The sequence below is a fragment of the Methyloversatilis sp. XJ19-49 genome (genome assembly GCF_024580145.1).
In the GTDB taxonomy this organism is placed as follows: Bacteria; Pseudomonadota; Gammaproteobacteria; order Burkholderiales; family Rhodocyclaceae; genus Methyloversatilis.
This window is the reverse complement of sequence record NZ_JANINI010000012.1, coordinates 1-14,739: the sequence shown is the minus strand read 5'-3', so window position 1 is coordinate 14,739 and position 14,739 is coordinate 1. Positions and strand designations below refer to the sequence as shown.

Sequence of the window (14,739 nt, the reverse complement as noted above, 5' to 3'; positions counted from 1 at the left end):
CACCTGTGAAAGCGGCGAAGTCTTTGTGGGAGCGGCGGCCTCGCCGCGATGCGCACGCTGCACAACGATGGCCGCGGCACGATCGCGGCGAGGGCGGAGCGGGGGTTCGGCGAGCACGGCTCGCCGCCCGCATGGCCGGCAGTGGATCGCCACGCCCACAGAGGCTGCCGCTCCGACGGAGCCGCTCCCACACGGGCGCTGCGCACCTGACGCATCCGATTGGACGCCCGCGTGACCTGCAGCTATGATTTTTTGCCCGCAAATCAACCGCTTTCAGCCATGCCCCTGATCGAATTGCAGTGCTCACGCCCGGAAACGAGTGCAGAAACGCTGCGCACCAGCCTGTCGGTGCTGTTGGCCCGTCTGTACGAACGCGACCGCGGTCTCGATCCAGCGCATCTGCGGGTGCTGGTGCTGCGCGACGACGCGACCGGCTCGGCCGGTACCGCGCCACCTCTGTCGCGCGAGGACGGCGCGGGCGGATTCACGATCACGCTGTCGGCACCGTTCGTCGAACAGTCGCTGGCGGGCGAGCCTGAGCAACTGCTGCAACTGGTGCATGCGCTGCATCGCGAACTGTGGCGCGGCGAGCTGGCGCTTGCGCCCGCAGTTGAGGCGGCCGGCGACACACTCGTCGCGCAATTCGCGCCGATCGCCCGCCTGATGCTGGACGAATACCGCGCCAACCGCGCCAGCGCCTGGTCGCTGCCGGCCGGCTCCGATCTGCTGTTGCCGCATCTGCTGCGCCTGCTCGACGAACTGCCCGACGCGAGTCGGCGCGCCCTCGCCGACTACCGTACCGACGCCGATCTGGACACGCTGACCGGCCTGGCGATGGCGCGGCTGACGCATCTGATGCAGACGGTGGCGTTCAGCCTCGGCTATCTCGCCGGGCTGCAGCGCAGCGCGGCGGATATCGCACCCGAGTTGAAAGCCGGGCTCGACACGTCGCTGATCGGCCGCGAGTGGCCGCGCATCGCTGCCCTGCTTGCGGGTGCTGCAGCGGTCGAGGGCGACGCGCGCGCGCTGCAGATGGGCATGCTGGCGACGCGCATCATTGCCGTGCTCGGCAGCATGGGCCTGCATGCGCGCACAGGCGACGACGGCACGGTGTGGATGGATGTGGCGGCGACGCTGCATTAGGCGAACGTCAGGAGGCCGGTCCTGCGGCACAGGATCACCGCAGGACCACGCAGCACGGCAAGAAAAACGTCACCTGACGATCAAGCCATTGCAACGGGGATCCTCTAGCTTTGCGGCTCGGCAAGGTCACGCATCACGGATGCGGACCGGTTTGCCGAATGACACAGTCCCGCGAAAGCGCGGGTCGCACCGCACAAGGCCCCAGGATGAAACCCCGAGTTCTGCAGCACGCTGCCAACGACAACCGCTTCCATGCGTTTCCATTCGCCCGCCCGACGCCGCGGCTGACCCTGATCCAGGGCGTGGCGTCGACGCCACGCGCGCAGATCGCGCTACGCGCGACCTCCGCTGATTTTGAATTCCCGATCGCCCGCAGCGAGGCTGATCTGGCCGCCGCCGCCGCGCTGGTCGAGCACTGTTACGGCCGGCGTGGTTATCCGGCGCAGCGACCCGAATCGACGACCGGCGAAACGACCTTGCTGGCGCGCTGGGCCGGCCGCCTGGTCGGCACGGTGACGGTGCGCTGCGGTGTGACACAGCGGCTGCACGCCGAAACCGGCTTCGCGGAACACGTCGGGGCCTTGCGCGAGCAGGGCTGCCGGCTGATCGAATACACACGCTTCGCCATCGATCGCGACGCACTGGTGAACACCGGACAGGACATCGATCTCGCATTCGAACTGATACGGCGCGCACTGCAACTGGGTCGCGTGTCGCTGGAGGCGACCGATGCCGTGATCGAGGTGAATCCGCGTCATGTGCGCTATTACCAGCGCGCATTCGGCTTTCGTGCGTTCGGCGCCGAACGCCGGTGCGAACGCGTCGGTGCGCCGGCACGGCTGCTGCATCTGAACCTGGTGGCGGTCGATTCCGCCAGCCGTCCCGGACTGGCACTGCACTGAGGCACGCAGGCGATCTCGCGCCGAAAACGGACGGTCAGCGCAGCGGCAGGATTTCCGCCGCAACCGCCTCGCCCTGAACGCCCCGGAAGCCCAGTGCGTGCAGCGCGGCCAGGGTTTCGGCGTGTTCCACTGCCACTGCGACCGGCAGGATGGACAGCGCGGACGCGATGCCGGTCAGCGAGGACACGTAGGCGCCCGAATCCGGATTGAGCAGGGCTTCGCGCGTCAGCGTGACCGAGAACTTCACGTGTTGCGGCCGCAGACGGCGCAACAGGCTCAGTGCGTTGGCGTGCAGGCCGAAGTGCTTGATGCCGATCGCCAGCCCGCGCGACTGCGCCAGTTGGGCAAACGCTTCGGCGGCGTCGGGGTCGCCGAGCAGGGCGACTTCGGAAAACTCGAGGATGAAACTGCCGCGACGCGCGTCGTGCCTGTAGCCGCCGACCCAGCGCAGGATGTCGGGATCGATGAGCGCCGCGGCACTGACATTCACCACCGTCGCCAGACCATCGCGTCGCGCCTGAGCATGTTCGAGCGCGCGCATCAGGCAAGCGCTGTCAAGCGCGGCCGATACGCGCGCTTCGCCGGCGTAGGTCATGTATTCGGCGGCGCGGATCAGGCGGTCGCCGGCGTCGAGTGCAGCGCGCAACTCGACATGCAGCGCGCCGGCGGCGCCACCGGCATCGAGCACGCGGGTGGCCTGCGACGCGAACGCGATGCGCCCCTGCCCAATCAGGTCACGCACGGTGCCGCGCACCGCAGCACCTGCCGATTCGATGTCCTGTGCATGCGCCAGCGGAAACTCCTGCGTGTCGCCCGGCAGCCACAGGTGCAGCGCGCGATCGGCTGCGGCCAGCCAGCGCGCCGCGTCGCCGTCGCTGCCACAGTCGGCAGCGCCGCCCCGCCAGCCGCCCGGATCATCGTTACCGGCGGCACGTGCCAGGCCATTCAGGCGCGCGCGCAGTGCGCCGAGCAGCTGTTGCGCCGGTGCTTCGGCGGCATCGACGAGCAGTGCGAAGCTGGCGCCTTCGACCCGACCGCACAGGCCGCCCTTCGCCGCGTCGCGAATGTACTGGGCTGATTCGGTCAGCAGATCATCAACCGTCTGCCGGCCGAAGCGGTTGTTCAGGTCTTCCAGCCCGTCGATGCGCAACAGCGCAAGCCAGCCGCTGCGCTGACCGGCTTCGATGCGCGCTTCGAGGGCTGCGCGGAAGCCGCGGCGGTTTGCCAGCCCGGTCAGTTCATCGACCAGCGCCTGGTCGCGGAAGCGTTCGGCGCGGGTCGATTCGGCATCGAGCGCCTGCGCCAGCGCACCCAGCATGCGGTTGAAGGCGCCGACCAGCGGCTGCAGTTCGGTCGGCATGCGGGCTTCATCGATCGGCATGAATTTGCGCGAAGCGGCCGCAACGGCCGAGCGCTGAACGCGGCGCAGCGGCCTCAACCCCCAGCGCAATGCAGCGAGGCCGAGCGCGCCGGCCACAGCCAGCCCGCCGCCCATCCAGACCAGCAGGGTCTGCGCGACCGTCCACAACTGAAGGTAGGCCCAGTGCGGATGCGGCTCGACCAGAACGCTGCCGGCGATGCGCCAGCCGGACATGATGTCGGCCGTCTGGGCGCCGGACGCCAGCGGCAGCAGGTCGACGAACCACTGCGGCGCGCCACCGGCGAGCCGGGCCGGCGCTTCGCGGCTGGCAACGATGCGCTGCTGTGCATCACGCACGGCGATGCGCCGCAGATAGCTCTGGTCGAACACCGGCTCGACCAGACTTTCGGCATTCTGCAGCGACGGCTCGCCCCCGGCGGTCAGCGCGACGGTCAGCGACAGCGCGATCGACTGCGCCTGGCTCGCCATCTGCGCTTCGACGCGGTCGCGCGACACCCACAGCGCCGTCAGCAGTGCCGCGACGAAAGCCGCCACACCGACGCCGAGCAACGCGGCCAGCAGACGCACGCGCAAGCTGTTCATCATTTCACCTCCGCACGCACACGGTCGAGCAATTCGCGCCACTTGCGCAGCTGCTGCGGCGAGCCCAGTTCGCGGTCGCCACCGCCCTGCACCTTCCAGACGCGGTCATCGTTGAAGCTGTACACGGGCGTCAGGTCGGGCCGCTCGGCCGCCGGCATGAAGCGCTTTTCGAGGTTGTCCATCACCCAGGGCTCGGCGCCGGGTTCCGGGTAATAGGCGAGCACCATGTGGTTTTCCAGACGGCCCTCGCGCAGCAGACGCACATAGGTGATGCGCAGCTTGTCGGCCGGCATGCCCAGTTCGCGCAGCGCGAAGTATTTGGTGAGCGCGTAGTCTTCGCAATCGCCGGCGGCGACCGCAGCGAATTCGACCGGCGTGGCCCAGTAGTCTTCCGATTTCCAGAGCACCGGATCGGTCACGTAACGCGCGCGGTTGGCGATCTGGTTGATGCGCTCGACGCGCAGCGCTTCTTCGGCGATGTGACCGGCGGTGTTCAGCGACTCGGCCAGTTCAGCCATGCGCGGGCCAGCCTTGCTGCCGAATCGTGCGTCCATGCGCTGCTGCAGTTCAGCGCGCACGGCGAGCAGGTAACCTTCGTAGGTGAAGGCCGTGGCCTGTGCCGCTGCAACTGCCGTGATGGCCACGAGCGCGCGCGCCACCCAGCGCCGTACGCAAGGCAGGCGGCGCGACAGCAGTCTGGGCGGGTGTGAGGTGGCCGGCATCCGGGAACATCCAGGGACAGTTCTCCTTTAACGGTCGCAAGGCGGCCCGGCTTGACACGGCGTGTGTCACCAGAATTGCCACTGACCGGAATGGATGACCCACAGGCCGAGCAGCAGGTTGGTCACGCCATGCGAAACGATGGGCAACCACAGGCGTCCGGTGGCGCGATACAGTCCGCCATAGACCAGGCCTGCGACGATGCCGGCCGCCCATTGGCCGTGTTCGAAGCCGAACGCGATCGAACTGAACAGTACGCTGCGCAGCGTTATCGATTGTGCTGCGATGGTCAGGAAGTTCGGGTAGTCGAGCCAGCGCATGATGAAGGAGCGCCAGAACAGCTCTTCCATGATGGGCACGACGACCGCAGCACCGAAAATGCGGATGATGACCAGCGTCACGATCAGCGCGCCAGCCTCGTCGAGCGGTTTGTAGCCTTCGCCCGGTTTGAATGCGAATGGGGGGAAATCGAGCCAGATCCACAACGCCCAGACGGCGACGCCCAGCGCGACGGCAACCAGCCACGCAGACATGCCGGACAGCCGTGACGGTGCAGCCGGCACGGCTGGGCGCAGCTCGATGTAGTCGCGGCTGAACACTGCCAATGAAGCAATCACGCAGGCGATCTGCAGTGCATACATCCAGCGCGCGTCGACACCGAGCGCGCCGGCGAGCGGTGCGGCGATGATGAGAAACAGTATGTAGAGCGCGAACGGCAGGATGCGCGCCAGCGCGGCACGGCGCGGTGTGATCGTGGAACTCATGTCGGAAGGATGACGCGACGGGCCGGTTTCGGGACAGCGCATGATAAGGCCGCCGTGCGACAGTCACGTGGCAGCAAGGCACGGTGGGCCGATATCGGAACGTCGGTCAGCCGGCCGGATACCAGCGCGGCAACCAGCCGGCTTCGTCGGCGGCCGCAACGAACGGCGGCGCGATGTCGCAACCGGGCATCCAGGCCGGATGCCCGTCGATGCACACGATGGGTACGCGATCGCGCAACCAGGGTGGCAGGCCGCACTCCTGCGCGATCTGCTTGACGCCGGCACGCGGCCGCCCCGGGCCACGCGGCAGACGGTCGCCGGGCGCTCGGGCGCGCACAGTGACACACGCTTGCGCAACGACCGACCCTGAAAGCCCCTGCCCGCTGACCGGTTCGAACCGGATCTGGCCGGCACCCCAGACCTGCATCGGTTCCCCCGACCACCTCTGCTCTGCAGGTGGATCGAAATCCGGCATCAGCCACAGCGCGCCGCGATGACTGATGCCTGCCACACCGGCGTGCGCCATCGGACAGGCCGAGGTTGCCTGTGCGGCGGCGAGTTGGCGTCGCCACTCGTCCAGCCAGGATTCATTGGGCAATGTGCGCGCACCATGCTGCCGGAGCAGCCAGCGCAGCAGATTGCGCTGGCGCGCGGCATCGAGCGCGATCAGCCCATCGAGCCGGTAGCAGCGGCCCCACTGCGCGGCTTCGGCGATGGCTTCGGCATCGCGCGCGGCAAGTTCGTCGAGCAGGGTCTGCGCTTCGGCCAGACGTCGCGCGACGCCGGCCATCGCCTCGGGCGCCCGCGGCCAGCGCGCGGCCAGCACCGGCAGCACGTCGCGGCGCAGGTAATTGCGGGCGTAACGGGTGTCGGCATTGGATTCGTCGTCGATCCAGTTCAGGCCGTGCGCCTGTGCATGGGCTTCGAGCGCGCTGCGCGGCACGCCCAGCAGCGGCCGCAGCGTGGCGACGTGTTCGGCGTCGGCGGCGCGCCAGGCGGGCATGCCGGCCAGTCCGAGCAGACCGGCGCCGCGTACCATGTTGTGCAACAGCGTTTCCGCCTGATCGTCGGCGTGGTGGGCGGTCAGCAGCGTGTCGAGGCCGCGATCACGCGCATGCGCATGCAGCGCCGCATAGCGCGCGTCGCGTGCGGCACATTCGAGACCGTCCGGCGATACACGCGACACCTCTACGCGCAGCACGCTGAGCGGAAGATCTAGCACCCGGCACTGCGCGGCGCAGAAATCCGCCCAGCGATCGGCGTTCGGACTGAGGCCGTGGTGGACATGGGCACATTCGAGCTGCCAGCCGTGCTGCGCACGCAACAACGCCAGGCCGTGCAGCAGTGCGGTTGAATCGAGTCCGCCGCTGTAGCCGAGCAACAGTCGGCTGCCGTCGGTGCAATGCGCCGCGAGCGCGGCGGCAATCGGGCCGGACAGGTCAGGCGACAGCCTGCTCCTTGAATTTGCCATAAGACATCAGTCGCTCGATGCGGCGCTCCACCAGCTGGGTCGGGGTGAGATCGGCAAGCTGGCGCTGCGCTTCGGCCAGTGCGCGCTTGAGCGACGCGGCAACCGTGGCGTGGTCGCGGTGACCGCCACCTGCCGGTTCATTCACGACCTTGTCGATCAGCCCCAGGGTTTTCAGGCGCGACGCCGTGATGCCCATGATTTCGGCGGCGTCGGCCGCCTTGTCGGCGCTTTTCCACAGGATGGACGCACAGCCTTCCGGTGAAATGACCGAATAGGTCGAGTACTGCAGCATCATCAAGGTGTCGGCCACGGCAATCGCCAGTGCGCCGCCGGAACCACCCTCGCCGATGATGGTGGCAATGATGGGTACGCGCAGTTCGGCCATGGCGTAGAGGTTGTGGCCGATGGCTTCGGACTGGCCGCGTTCTTCGGCGTCGATCCCCGGGTAGGCGCCCGGCGTGTCGATGAAGGTAAACACCGGCATGCCGAATTTCTCGGCCAGCTTCATCAGGCGCAGCGCCTTGCGGTAACCCTCGGGACGCGGCATGCCGAAATTGCGATGGATCTTTTCCTTCGTATCGCGCCCCTTCTGATGACCGATCACCATGCAGGCGTGGCCGTTGAAGCGGGCGATGCCGCCGACGATGGCATGGTCATCGGCGAACGAGCGATCACCATGCAGTTCCTGGAACTCGGTGAACATCAGGCGGAAGTAATCGAGCGAATACGGACGCTGCGGATGGCGCGCCACCTGGGCGATCTGCCACGGCGTGAGCTTGGCGTAGATGTCCTTGGTGAGCGACTGGCTCTTTGCTTCGAGCCGGGCGATCTCTTCCGAGATATCGACCGCAGAATCGTCCTGCACGAAACGCAACTCCTCGATTTTCGCCTCAAGTTCGGCGATCGGCTGTTCAAAATCGAGAAAGGTGGTTTTCATCGGCGGAGTGGACTGAAACGGAAAGGAACGCGATTTTACCGCGTACGCCGGCTGTTCGGTCGGCAATGCGCCTACCGGAATCCGGGTGCTCGAGAGAGGGCGCCTCAGCGGTCAGAGCGCGCGCCGCGAGGCCGCAGCGCGGAAACGCGTGCTACTTGATGCGGCGGAGATGCGACCGGCCGGCCGGCTTGTCCGGTGTGGTGAGCACGGGCTGCTCGCTGCGCTCGGATGCAGCCGCCGGCGCGACATCCGCGCGAACAGTCTGACCCGGCGTGACCTCGAATGCCATGCCGTGACCGTTTTCGCGCGCATAGATCGCAGCGACACAATCAATCGGGATGGTCAATTCCTGCGCGACTCCGCCGAAACGTGCCGAGCAGGTGATCAGTTCGTTGCCCATGACCAGTTGATGAACCGCTTCTCGCCCGATGTTCAGGATGATCTGGCCATCCTTGACGTACTGGCGTGGAACGCCCGCGCGTTCGTCTACGACGACCGCGATGTAAGGCGTGAGCCCCTGGTCCGCACACCAGTCGAACAGTGCACGGAGCAGATAGGGCTTGGTCGAAACGGAACTCATCACATCCATGCAGTTTGAACGAATACTCCGGACAGCCTAGCGACGCATCACTTTTTCGGACGGCGTGAGCGCATCGATGAACCCCTGGCGGGAAAAGATACGTTCAGCGTACTTCATCAGAGGCGCGGCAGACTTTGGAAGTTCGATACCGTAGTGGTCAAGTCGCCATAGTAATGGAGCAATGGCAACGTCCAGCATGGAAAATTCCTCGCCCAGCATGTACTTCTGCTTGGCGAAGATCGCCGTGAGCTCGGTCAGACGATCGCGCAGGTGCACGCGCGACTTGTCAGCCGTACGTGCATTCTTTTCCAGCGGCTCGATGTGCGAGAACAGTTCGTTCTCGACCGTGTGCAGAAGCTGACGCGCGCGGGCCCGCATGATCGGGTCCGGCGGCATCAGTTGCGGGTGCGGAAAGCGCTCGTCAATGTACTCATTGATGATGTTGGAGTCGTACAGGATGAGGTCGCGATCAACCAGCACCGGCACGCGGTTGTATGGATTGATGACCGCAATGTCTTCCGGCTTGTTGTACAGGTCGACATCGATGACCTGGAAGTCCATGCCTTTTTCGTAGAGGACAATACGGCAGCGATGGGAAAAGGGATCGGTGGTCCCCGAGTACAGATTCATCATCGTGTTGACACCCCAGGAGTACTCGGCATCCCGCACCACGCGACGGACGCGTGATGGGGTCGCTTCGCGATGACCGAGAGCTTGCATGACTTTCGGGCGTATTTGATTAATGGACGTCTTTCCAGTACTCGCGCTTGAGCAGGTATGCCAGCGTGAGCAGGACGGAAAGACCGAGGATGACGAGCAGGCCGGTCTGGCGACGCTTTTCGGCACCAGGTTCCGCCATGAAAACAAGATAGGCAACCAGATCGCCGATCGCCGAATCGTACTCGGTCTTGCTGAGTTTGCCCGGCTTCGTCAGTTCGATCTGCAGCGAATCGACTTCGCCACCGTGACCATCGGACACCTTCACGTGCTTCGCAGTCTGCTCGCCCTGCAGTTCGTACAGGACGTGCGGCATGCCGACGTTGGCGAAGGCCGTGTTGTTCCAGCCGGTCGGGCGGGCGTCGTCGCGATAGAAGCCCCGCAGGTAGGTGTAGAGCCAGTCTGCGCCGCTGCCATCACCCGAGGCGCGCGAGCGTGCGACCACGCTCAGGTCGGGCGGTGCTGCACCGAACCACTTGATGCCGTCGGCGCGCGTCATGCCGACGCGCATCGTTTCACCGACCTTGTCGGCGGCGAACAGCAGGTTGTCCTTGATCTGCTCGTCTGTCAGACCGACGTCGTTCATGCGGTTGTAGCGCATGTACGAGGCCGAGTGGCAGTTCAGGCAATAATTGACGAACATCTGCGCGCCGCGCTGGATCGCGAGGGCATCACGGAATTTCTCGGTCGGTGCGCGATCGAGCTGTACGTGACCGCCTGCGGCCATCGCAACCAAGGGGGCGAACAGGGCGCCCAGAAACAGGTTTTTGAGTTGTTTCATGATCTGTCTGGCTTTCAGTGTCCGGTCACGCGATCAGGTACGGGCTTCGTCTTGTCGATCGCGGTGTACCAGGGCATCGCGATGAAGAACAGGAAGTAGATGATCGTGCAGATCTGCGACACCAGCGTGCCCATCGGCGTCGGTGCCTGCACGCCCAGATAACCCAGGATCAGGAAGGCAATGATGAAGATGGTCAGCGCCGCCTTGTAGATCGGGCCGCGATAGCGGATCGACTTCACAGGCGAGCGATCGAGCCAAGGCAGCAGGAAGAAGATCATCACGGACAGGCCCATGAAGATCACGCCCCACAGCTTCGCGTCGATCCAGAAGAAATTCACCGTGTTGGCGCGCAGGATCGAATAGAACGGCGTGAAGTACCACACCGGCGCGATGTGCGACGGCGTCTTCAGCGGGTCGGCCGGAATGAAGTTGTTGTATTCCAGGAAGTAGCCGCCGAACTCGGGCGCGAAGAACACGACCGCAGAGAAGCAGATCAGGAAGACCACGACACCGACGATGTCCTTCACCGTGTAGTACGGGTGGAACGGAATGCCGTCGAGCGGAATGCCTGTCTTGGGGTCCTTGTGCTTCTTGATGTCCACACCATCCGGGTTGTTCGAACCGACTTCGTGCAGCGCGATGATGTGCGCGGCAACGAGACCGATCAGCACCAGCGGCACGGCGATCACATGGAACGAGAAGAAGCGGTTCAGCGTCGCATCACCGATCACGTAGTCGCCACGCAGCCAGATCGACAGGTCGTTGCCGATGACCGGGATGGCCGAGAACAGGTTGATGATGACCTGGGCGCCCCAGTACGACATCTGTCCCCAGGGCAGCAGGTAGCCCATAAAGGCTTCCGCCATCAGCAGCAGGAAGATGGCGCAACCGAAGATCCACACCAGTTCGCGCGGCTTGCGGTACGAGCCGTACATCAGCCCGCGGAACATGTGCAGATAGACCACGACGAAGAACGCCGAAGCCCCCGTCGAGTGCATGTAGCGGATCATCCAGCCCCATGGCACGTCGCGCATGATGTATTCGACACTGGCGAAGGCCACCGGAACACCCGATGCATTCAACGATGCGTCAGGCTTGAAGTGCATCACCAGGAAGATGCCGGTGACGACCTGGATCACCAGCACGAGCAGTGCGAGCGAACCGAAGAAGTACCAGAAGTTGAAGTTTTTCGGCGCGTAGTACTCCGCCAGATGTTCCTTGTACATCGACGTCAGCGGGAAACGCTGGTCGATCCAGCCCAGCAGGCCGGTAGTCGTTACAACCTTTTCGCCTGCCATCGCTCAACCCTCCTTGGTGTCCTGGCCGACCAGGATTCGGCTGTCGGACAGAAACATGTACGGCGGCACCGCGAGGTTGTCCGGCGCCGGCATTGCCTTGAATACACGACCCGCGAGGTCGAAGCTGGAGCCGTGGCAGGGGCACACGAATCCGGCAACGTCGCCGAGCTGCGCGTTGGAACCCGATGCGAACGGGCCCGAAGGCGAACAGCCGAGGTGGGTACAGATCGCTACGAGCACCGCGAACTCGGCGCGATCTTCGCGGGCGCGCTGCACGTTGCGGGCGTATTCGGGAGTGAATTCGGACGGGTTGCGTTCCGATTTGGGATCCGCCAGCTTTTCCTCGATCTTCGTGAGGGCTTCGAGCTGTTCCGGCGTGCGACGCAGGATCCAGACCGGTTTGCCCTGCCACTCGACGGTCGTCATTTCGCCCGGAGCGAGTTTGGACACATCCACCTCGACCGGAGCGCCTGCGGCTTTCGCGCGTTCCGAAGGAGCCAGACTGGTCAGAAAGGGAACTGCGACTGCAAGTCCTGCAACGCCACCCGCACAGGCGGTTGCCACGAGCAGATTGCGGCGCCCGCAATCCATTTTTTTCTCATTGCCACTCATGCTTCACCCCGTCGAAACAATTGATTCTGCGCAACCTGCGATTATACCCCCAAGCGACTACTGCTTTAAACCCCCGACAACCTTTCCGTGCCCCGGAACCGTGCGATGCAACCCTGTCGTGCGGCGCACTGGCTCATAGCGTGCCCTGTTCGCGCATGCGCGCAATGCGCGTCGGGTCGATGCCAAGTCCGGCGAGCACCTCGTCGGTGTGTGCTCCGAGCTCCGGACCGATCCAGTCGGTACCCCCGGGCGTCTCCGACAGCCGAGGTACGACCGCTGGCGCTTTGAATGGTCGTCCGTCCGGCAGTTCCAGCGTTTCGAACATTGCGCGCGCGAGATACTGCGGATCGGCGACGATGTCCTCGATCGAATACACCCGGCTGACCGGTACGTCGGCTTCGCCCAGTAAGCGCAGCACTTCGTCGCCATCGCGCTCGGCCACCCAGGCGTCGATCAGTGCATAGACCTCATCGCGTCGCGCATCGCGGCCGGCGTTGTCGGCGAGCGAAGGGTCGGCAGCGAGATCGGCGCGACCAACAGCCCCCATCAGGCGCTTGAAGATCGCGTCGCCGTTGCCGCCGATGATGATGTGGCGGCCGTCACGTGCCGTGTGGGTGTTCGATGGCGTGATGCCGGGCATGATGTTGCCGGTACGGCCGCGGATGAAGCCGAACACGTCGAACTCCGGCAACATGCTTTCCATCATCGCGAAAACGGCTTCATACAGGGCGACATCAACGGTCTGGCCCTGCCCTGCTCCGCGCCCGCCGGTGGCATCGCGGTGGCGCAATGCCATCAGCGCGCCGATGACGCCCCACAGCGCGGCGATCGAATCTCCGATTGAGATACCGACCTTGACCGGCGGTCGATCCGGAAAGCCGGTGATGAATCGCAGGCCTCCCATCGATTCGCCGATGGCGCCGAAACCTGGCTGTTCGGCCATCGGGCCGGTCTGGCCGAAACCCGACAGACGGACGATCACCAGCGAAGGATTGAGTTCGCGCAGCGCGGCTTCCGGCAGGCCGAGCTTGTCCAGCACGCCGGGACGGAAGTTTTCGACCAGTACGTCGGCGTCCGCCAGCAGGCGACGCAGCACGTCGAGACCGTCCGGGTGCTTCAGGTTGAGCGTGACCGACTTCTTGTTGCGCGCCTGCACGAACCACCACAGCGACGTGCCTTCGTAAAGCAGGCGCCACTTGCGCAGCGGATCGCCGCCATCGGGCGACTCGATCTTGACAACTTCCGCCCCGAATTCGGCCAGAATGCGTGACGCGAACGGGCCGGCGATCAAGGTGCCCAGTTCGACCACTTTCAGGCCGGACAGCGGTCTGACAGCCGGATCGCTCATGCGGGCCGGCGCTCCGACAGCGCCTGGGCGATGGTGCCGATGTCGGTGTGTTCGAGTTCGCCGCCGACCGGCAGGCCACGCGCGATGCGGCTCACCGCAAGACCGCGAGCACGAAGCATTTCGCCGAGATAGTGCGCGGTGGCTTCGCCTTCATTGGTGAAATTGGTGGCCAGAATGACTTCGGTCACCTGCGGATCGGCCGCGCGTTCAAGCAGGCGCTCGAGACGCAGTTCGCGCGGGCCGACACCTTCCAGCGGCGCGATGCGCCCCATCAGGCAGTAATACAGGCCGGCATAGCTCTGCGTCTGCTCCATCATCAGCATGTCGGCCGGGCTTTCGACGACGCACAGCAGCGACGCGTCGCGGCGCGGCGAGGCACAGCGCTCGCACACCTCGAGTTCGGTGAAGGTATTGCAGCGCACACAGTTGTGCAGCCGGGTGAGCGCCTGGCCGAGTGCGCGGGCCAGCTTTTCGGCGCCCTGCCGATCGCGCTGCAACAGGTGAAACGCCATGCGCTGCGCACTTTTCGGGCCGACCGATGGCAGGCATCGCAGTGCGTTCACCAGCTCCTCGAGTACACCCGGCGTCATCCGCGCAGTACGGGAATCAGAACGGCAGCTTGAAGCCGGGCGGCAGGTTCAGGCCGGACGTGAAGCCGGCCATCTTCTCTGCCGTGGTCGCCTCGACCCGACGCACGGCGTCGTTCACCGCTGCGGCCAGCAGGTCTTCAAGCATTTCGCGGTCATCCATGACGGACGGATCGATGCTGACGCGACGCACGTCGTGCTTGCACGTCATGACAACCTTCACCATGCCGGCACCGGACTGGCCCTCGACCTCGACGGTCGCCAGCTGGTCCTGCATCTTCTTCATGTTTTCCTGCATCTGCTGGGCCTGTTTCATCAGGCCACCGATGCCACCTTTCATCATGGTGCGATCCTCAAAGTGGTTTTATCGAGTCTTCGATCAGCCGGGCATCGAACTGTTCAATGACCTGCTGAACGAAGGGGTCGTTCCGCATCGCCTCGCGCGCCTGCTGCTCGCGCGCCTGCTGTTCGGCGGACAGTCGCTGCGCCACGGTCTGCGACACCGGGGCGCCATGTTCGAACTGCAGTTGCACGGGCACGCCGAGCGCAGCCTGCACAGCGGCGCGCAACTTGTCCTGCGCACTGCTGACCAGATGCGCCATCTCGCGCGGCAGGCGCAGGCGGATGCGTCCGCCGTCGCTGCCCAGCCATTCGCACTGGTGCGCGAGCTGGCGCGTCAGTGCAACGATGTCGAGCCGGTCGACCAGTGCGTGCCAGTCATCGTTGGAATGCAGCACCGCACCGACGGCCTGGACTTCTGCCGGCGTGGGCGAAGGCACCACATCGGACGGAAACGTGGAAGGTGCCTCAATGCGCGGCGACGCCGATACCCGCGCGAGCGGTTCGCGCTCGACCGGCACGGGCGCGACGGCTGGCGCTGGCGCAACGACCGGCGGCAGCGGCGCGCTGGCGCGGG

Annotated in this window: 16 protein-coding genes; 2 read left to right on the top strand and 14 right to left on the bottom strand. The window is 65.3% G+C overall.

Annotated elements, in window-relative coordinates:
* Positions 1-279: 279 nt before the first annotated feature.
* Positions 280-1,143 (top strand): hypothetical protein, encoded by an 864-nt coding sequence (locus NMQ16_RS14430; RefSeq protein WP_257081531.1) that lies wholly within the window; start codon positions 280-282, stop codon positions 1,141-1,143.
* Between the two features lie 206 nt (positions 1,144-1,349).
* Positions 1,350-2,045 (top strand): hypothetical protein, encoded by a 696-nt coding sequence (locus NMQ16_RS14425; protein WP_257081530.1) that lies wholly within the window; start codon positions 1,350-1,352, stop codon positions 2,043-2,045.
* Between the two features lie 34 nt (positions 2,046-2,079).
* Here NMQ16_RS14425 and NMQ16_RS14420 read toward each other — a convergent pair whose 3' ends face one another.
* From NMQ16_RS14420 to NMQ16_RS14355, 14 genes are all read right to left on the bottom strand, one after another.
* Positions 2,080-4,008, bottom strand: a complete 1,929-nt coding sequence (locus tag NMQ16_RS14420; RefSeq protein ID WP_257081529.1) for an EAL domain-containing protein — start codon at positions 4,006-4,008, stop codon at positions 2,080-2,082.
* The gene (locus NMQ16_RS14415; RefSeq protein ID WP_257081528.1) at positions 4,008-4,730 is read right to left on the bottom strand and encodes a transglutaminase-like cysteine peptidase; all 723 of its coding nucleotides are present in this window, start codon (positions 4,728-4,730) and stop codon (positions 4,008-4,010) included. The genes NMQ16_RS14420 and NMQ16_RS14415 overlap by 1 nt, the downstream gene beginning before the upstream one ends.
* A 66-nt stretch (positions 4,731-4,796) precedes the next feature.
* Positions 4,797-5,492 carry a CAAX prenyl protease-related protein gene (locus NMQ16_RS14410; RefSeq protein WP_257081527.1) on the bottom strand — a complete coding sequence of 232 codons (696 nt, stop codon included), beginning with the start codon at positions 5,490-5,492 and terminating at the stop codon, positions 4,797-4,799.
* A 106-nt stretch (positions 5,493-5,598) separates the two neighbouring features.
* Positions 5,599-6,963, bottom strand: a complete 1,365-nt coding sequence (gene tilS, locus NMQ16_RS14405; RefSeq protein WP_257081526.1) for a tRNA lysidine(34) synthetase TilS — start codon at positions 6,961-6,963, stop codon at positions 5,599-5,601.
* Positions 6,932-7,900, bottom strand: a complete 969-nt coding sequence (locus NMQ16_RS14400; RefSeq protein ID WP_257081525.1) for an acetyl-CoA carboxylase carboxyltransferase subunit alpha — start codon at positions 7,898-7,900, stop codon at positions 6,932-6,934. The genes tilS and NMQ16_RS14400 overlap by 32 nt, the downstream gene beginning before the upstream one ends.
* 151 nt (positions 7,901-8,051) lie before the next feature.
* On the bottom strand, positions 8,052-8,489 hold the full coding sequence (locus NMQ16_RS14395) for a ClpXP protease specificity-enhancing factor (RefSeq protein WP_069037835.1): 438 nt from the start codon (positions 8,487-8,489) through the stop codon (positions 8,052-8,054).
* Positions 8,490-8,516: 27 nt separating this feature from the next.
* Complete coding sequence (locus tag NMQ16_RS14390) at positions 8,517-9,113, bottom strand: glutathione S-transferase N-terminal domain-containing protein (protein WP_069040414.1); 597 nt, start codon at positions 9,111-9,113, stop codon at positions 8,517-8,519.
* Positions 9,114-9,219: 106 nt separating this feature from the next.
* Complete coding sequence (locus NMQ16_RS14385; RefSeq protein WP_257081523.1) at positions 9,220-9,978, bottom strand: cytochrome c1; 759 nt, start codon at positions 9,976-9,978, stop codon at positions 9,220-9,222.
* Between the two features lie 14 nt (positions 9,979-9,992).
* Positions 9,993-11,276 carry a cytochrome bc complex cytochrome b subunit gene (locus tag NMQ16_RS14380; RefSeq protein WP_069037837.1) on the bottom strand — a complete coding sequence of 428 codons (1,284 nt, stop codon included), beginning with the start codon at positions 11,274-11,276 and terminating at the stop codon, positions 9,993-9,995.
* Between the two features lie 3 nt (positions 11,277-11,279).
* Complete coding sequence (gene petA / locus NMQ16_RS14375) at positions 11,280-11,888, bottom strand: ubiquinol-cytochrome c reductase iron-sulfur subunit (protein WP_257081522.1); 609 nt, start codon at positions 11,886-11,888, stop codon at positions 11,280-11,282.
* Positions 11,889-12,021: 133 nt separating this feature from the next.
* On the bottom strand, positions 12,022-13,236 hold the full coding sequence (locus NMQ16_RS14370; protein WP_257081520.1) for a CaiB/BaiF CoA-transferase family protein: 1,215 nt from the start codon (positions 13,234-13,236) through the stop codon (positions 12,022-12,024).
* Positions 13,233-13,826 (bottom strand): recombination mediator RecR, encoded by a 594-nt coding sequence (gene recR / locus NMQ16_RS14365; protein WP_257081519.1) that lies wholly within the window; start codon positions 13,824-13,826, stop codon positions 13,233-13,235. Before recR ends, NMQ16_RS14370 begins: the two co-directional genes overlap by 4 nt.
* A 16-nt stretch (positions 13,827-13,842) precedes the next feature.
* Positions 13,843-14,166, bottom strand: coding sequence for a YbaB/EbfC family nucleoid-associated protein (locus NMQ16_RS14360; protein WP_069037841.1), 324 nt, complete (start codon positions 14,164-14,166; stop codon positions 13,843-13,845).
* Between the two features lie 10 nt (positions 14,167-14,176).
* A partial coding sequence (locus tag NMQ16_RS14355) for a DNA polymerase III subunit gamma/tau C-terminal domain-containing protein (RefSeq protein WP_306441844.1) occupies positions 14,177-14,739 on the bottom strand: 563 nt, incomplete at its 5' end.

What these genes read in the sequence shown, in the direction of transcription:
- NMQ16_RS14380 (WP_069037837.1), bottom strand. Translation starts at nt 11,276, where the DNA reads ATGGCAGGCGAAAAGGTTGTAACGACTACCGGCCTGCTGGGCTGGATC.
- NMQ16_RS14395 (WP_069037835.1), bottom strand. Translation starts at nt 8,489, where the DNA reads ATGGATGTGATGAGTTCCGTTTCGACCAAGCCCTATCTGCTCCGTGCA.
- NMQ16_RS14410 (WP_257081527.1), bottom strand. Translation starts at nt 5,492, where the DNA reads ATGAGTTCCACGATCACACCGCGCCGTGCCGCGCTGGCGCGCATCCTG.
- recR (WP_257081519.1), bottom strand. Translation starts at nt 13,826, where the DNA reads ATGACGCCGGGTGTACTCGAGGAGCTGGTGAACGCACTGCGATGCCTG.
- NMQ16_RS14420 (WP_257081529.1), bottom strand. Translation starts at nt 4,008, where the DNA reads ATGAACAGCTTGCGCGTGCGTCTGCTGGCCGCGTTGCTCGGCGTCGGT.
- petA (WP_257081522.1), bottom strand. Translation starts at nt 11,888, where the DNA reads ATGAGTGGCAATGAGAAAAAAATGGATTGCGGGCGCCGCAATCTGCTC.
- NMQ16_RS14390 (WP_069040414.1), bottom strand. Translation starts at nt 9,113, where the DNA reads ATGATGAATCTGTACTCGGGGACCACCGATCCCTTTTCCCATCGCTGC.
- NMQ16_RS14385 (WP_257081523.1), bottom strand. Translation starts at nt 9,978, where the DNA reads ATGAAACAACTCAAAAACCTGTTTCTGGGCGCCCTGTTCGCCCCCTTG.
- NMQ16_RS14400 (WP_257081525.1), bottom strand. Translation starts at nt 7,900, where the DNA reads ATGAAAACCACCTTTCTCGATTTTGAACAGCCGATCGCCGAACTTGAG.
- NMQ16_RS14415 (WP_257081528.1), bottom strand. Translation starts at nt 4,730, where the DNA reads ATGCCGGCCACCTCACACCCGCCCAGACTGCTGTCGCGCCGCCTGCCT.
- NMQ16_RS14360 (WP_069037841.1), bottom strand. Translation starts at nt 14,166, where the DNA reads ATGATGAAAGGTGGCATCGGTGGCCTGATGAAACAGGCCCAGCAGATG.
- NMQ16_RS14425 (WP_257081530.1), top strand. Translation starts at nt 1,350, where the DNA reads ATGAAACCCCGAGTTCTGCAGCACGCTGCCAACGACAACCGCTTCCAT.
- NMQ16_RS14430 (WP_257081531.1), top strand. Translation starts at nt 280, where the DNA reads ATGCCCCTGATCGAATTGCAGTGCTCACGCCCGGAAACGAGTGCAGAA.
- NMQ16_RS14370 (WP_257081520.1), bottom strand. Translation starts at nt 13,236, where the DNA reads ATGAGCGATCCGGCTGTCAGACCGCTGTCCGGCCTGAAAGTGGTCGAA.
- tilS (WP_257081526.1), bottom strand. Translation starts at nt 6,963, where the DNA reads ATGGCAAATTCAAGGAGCAGGCTGTCGCCTGACCTGTCCGGCCCGATT.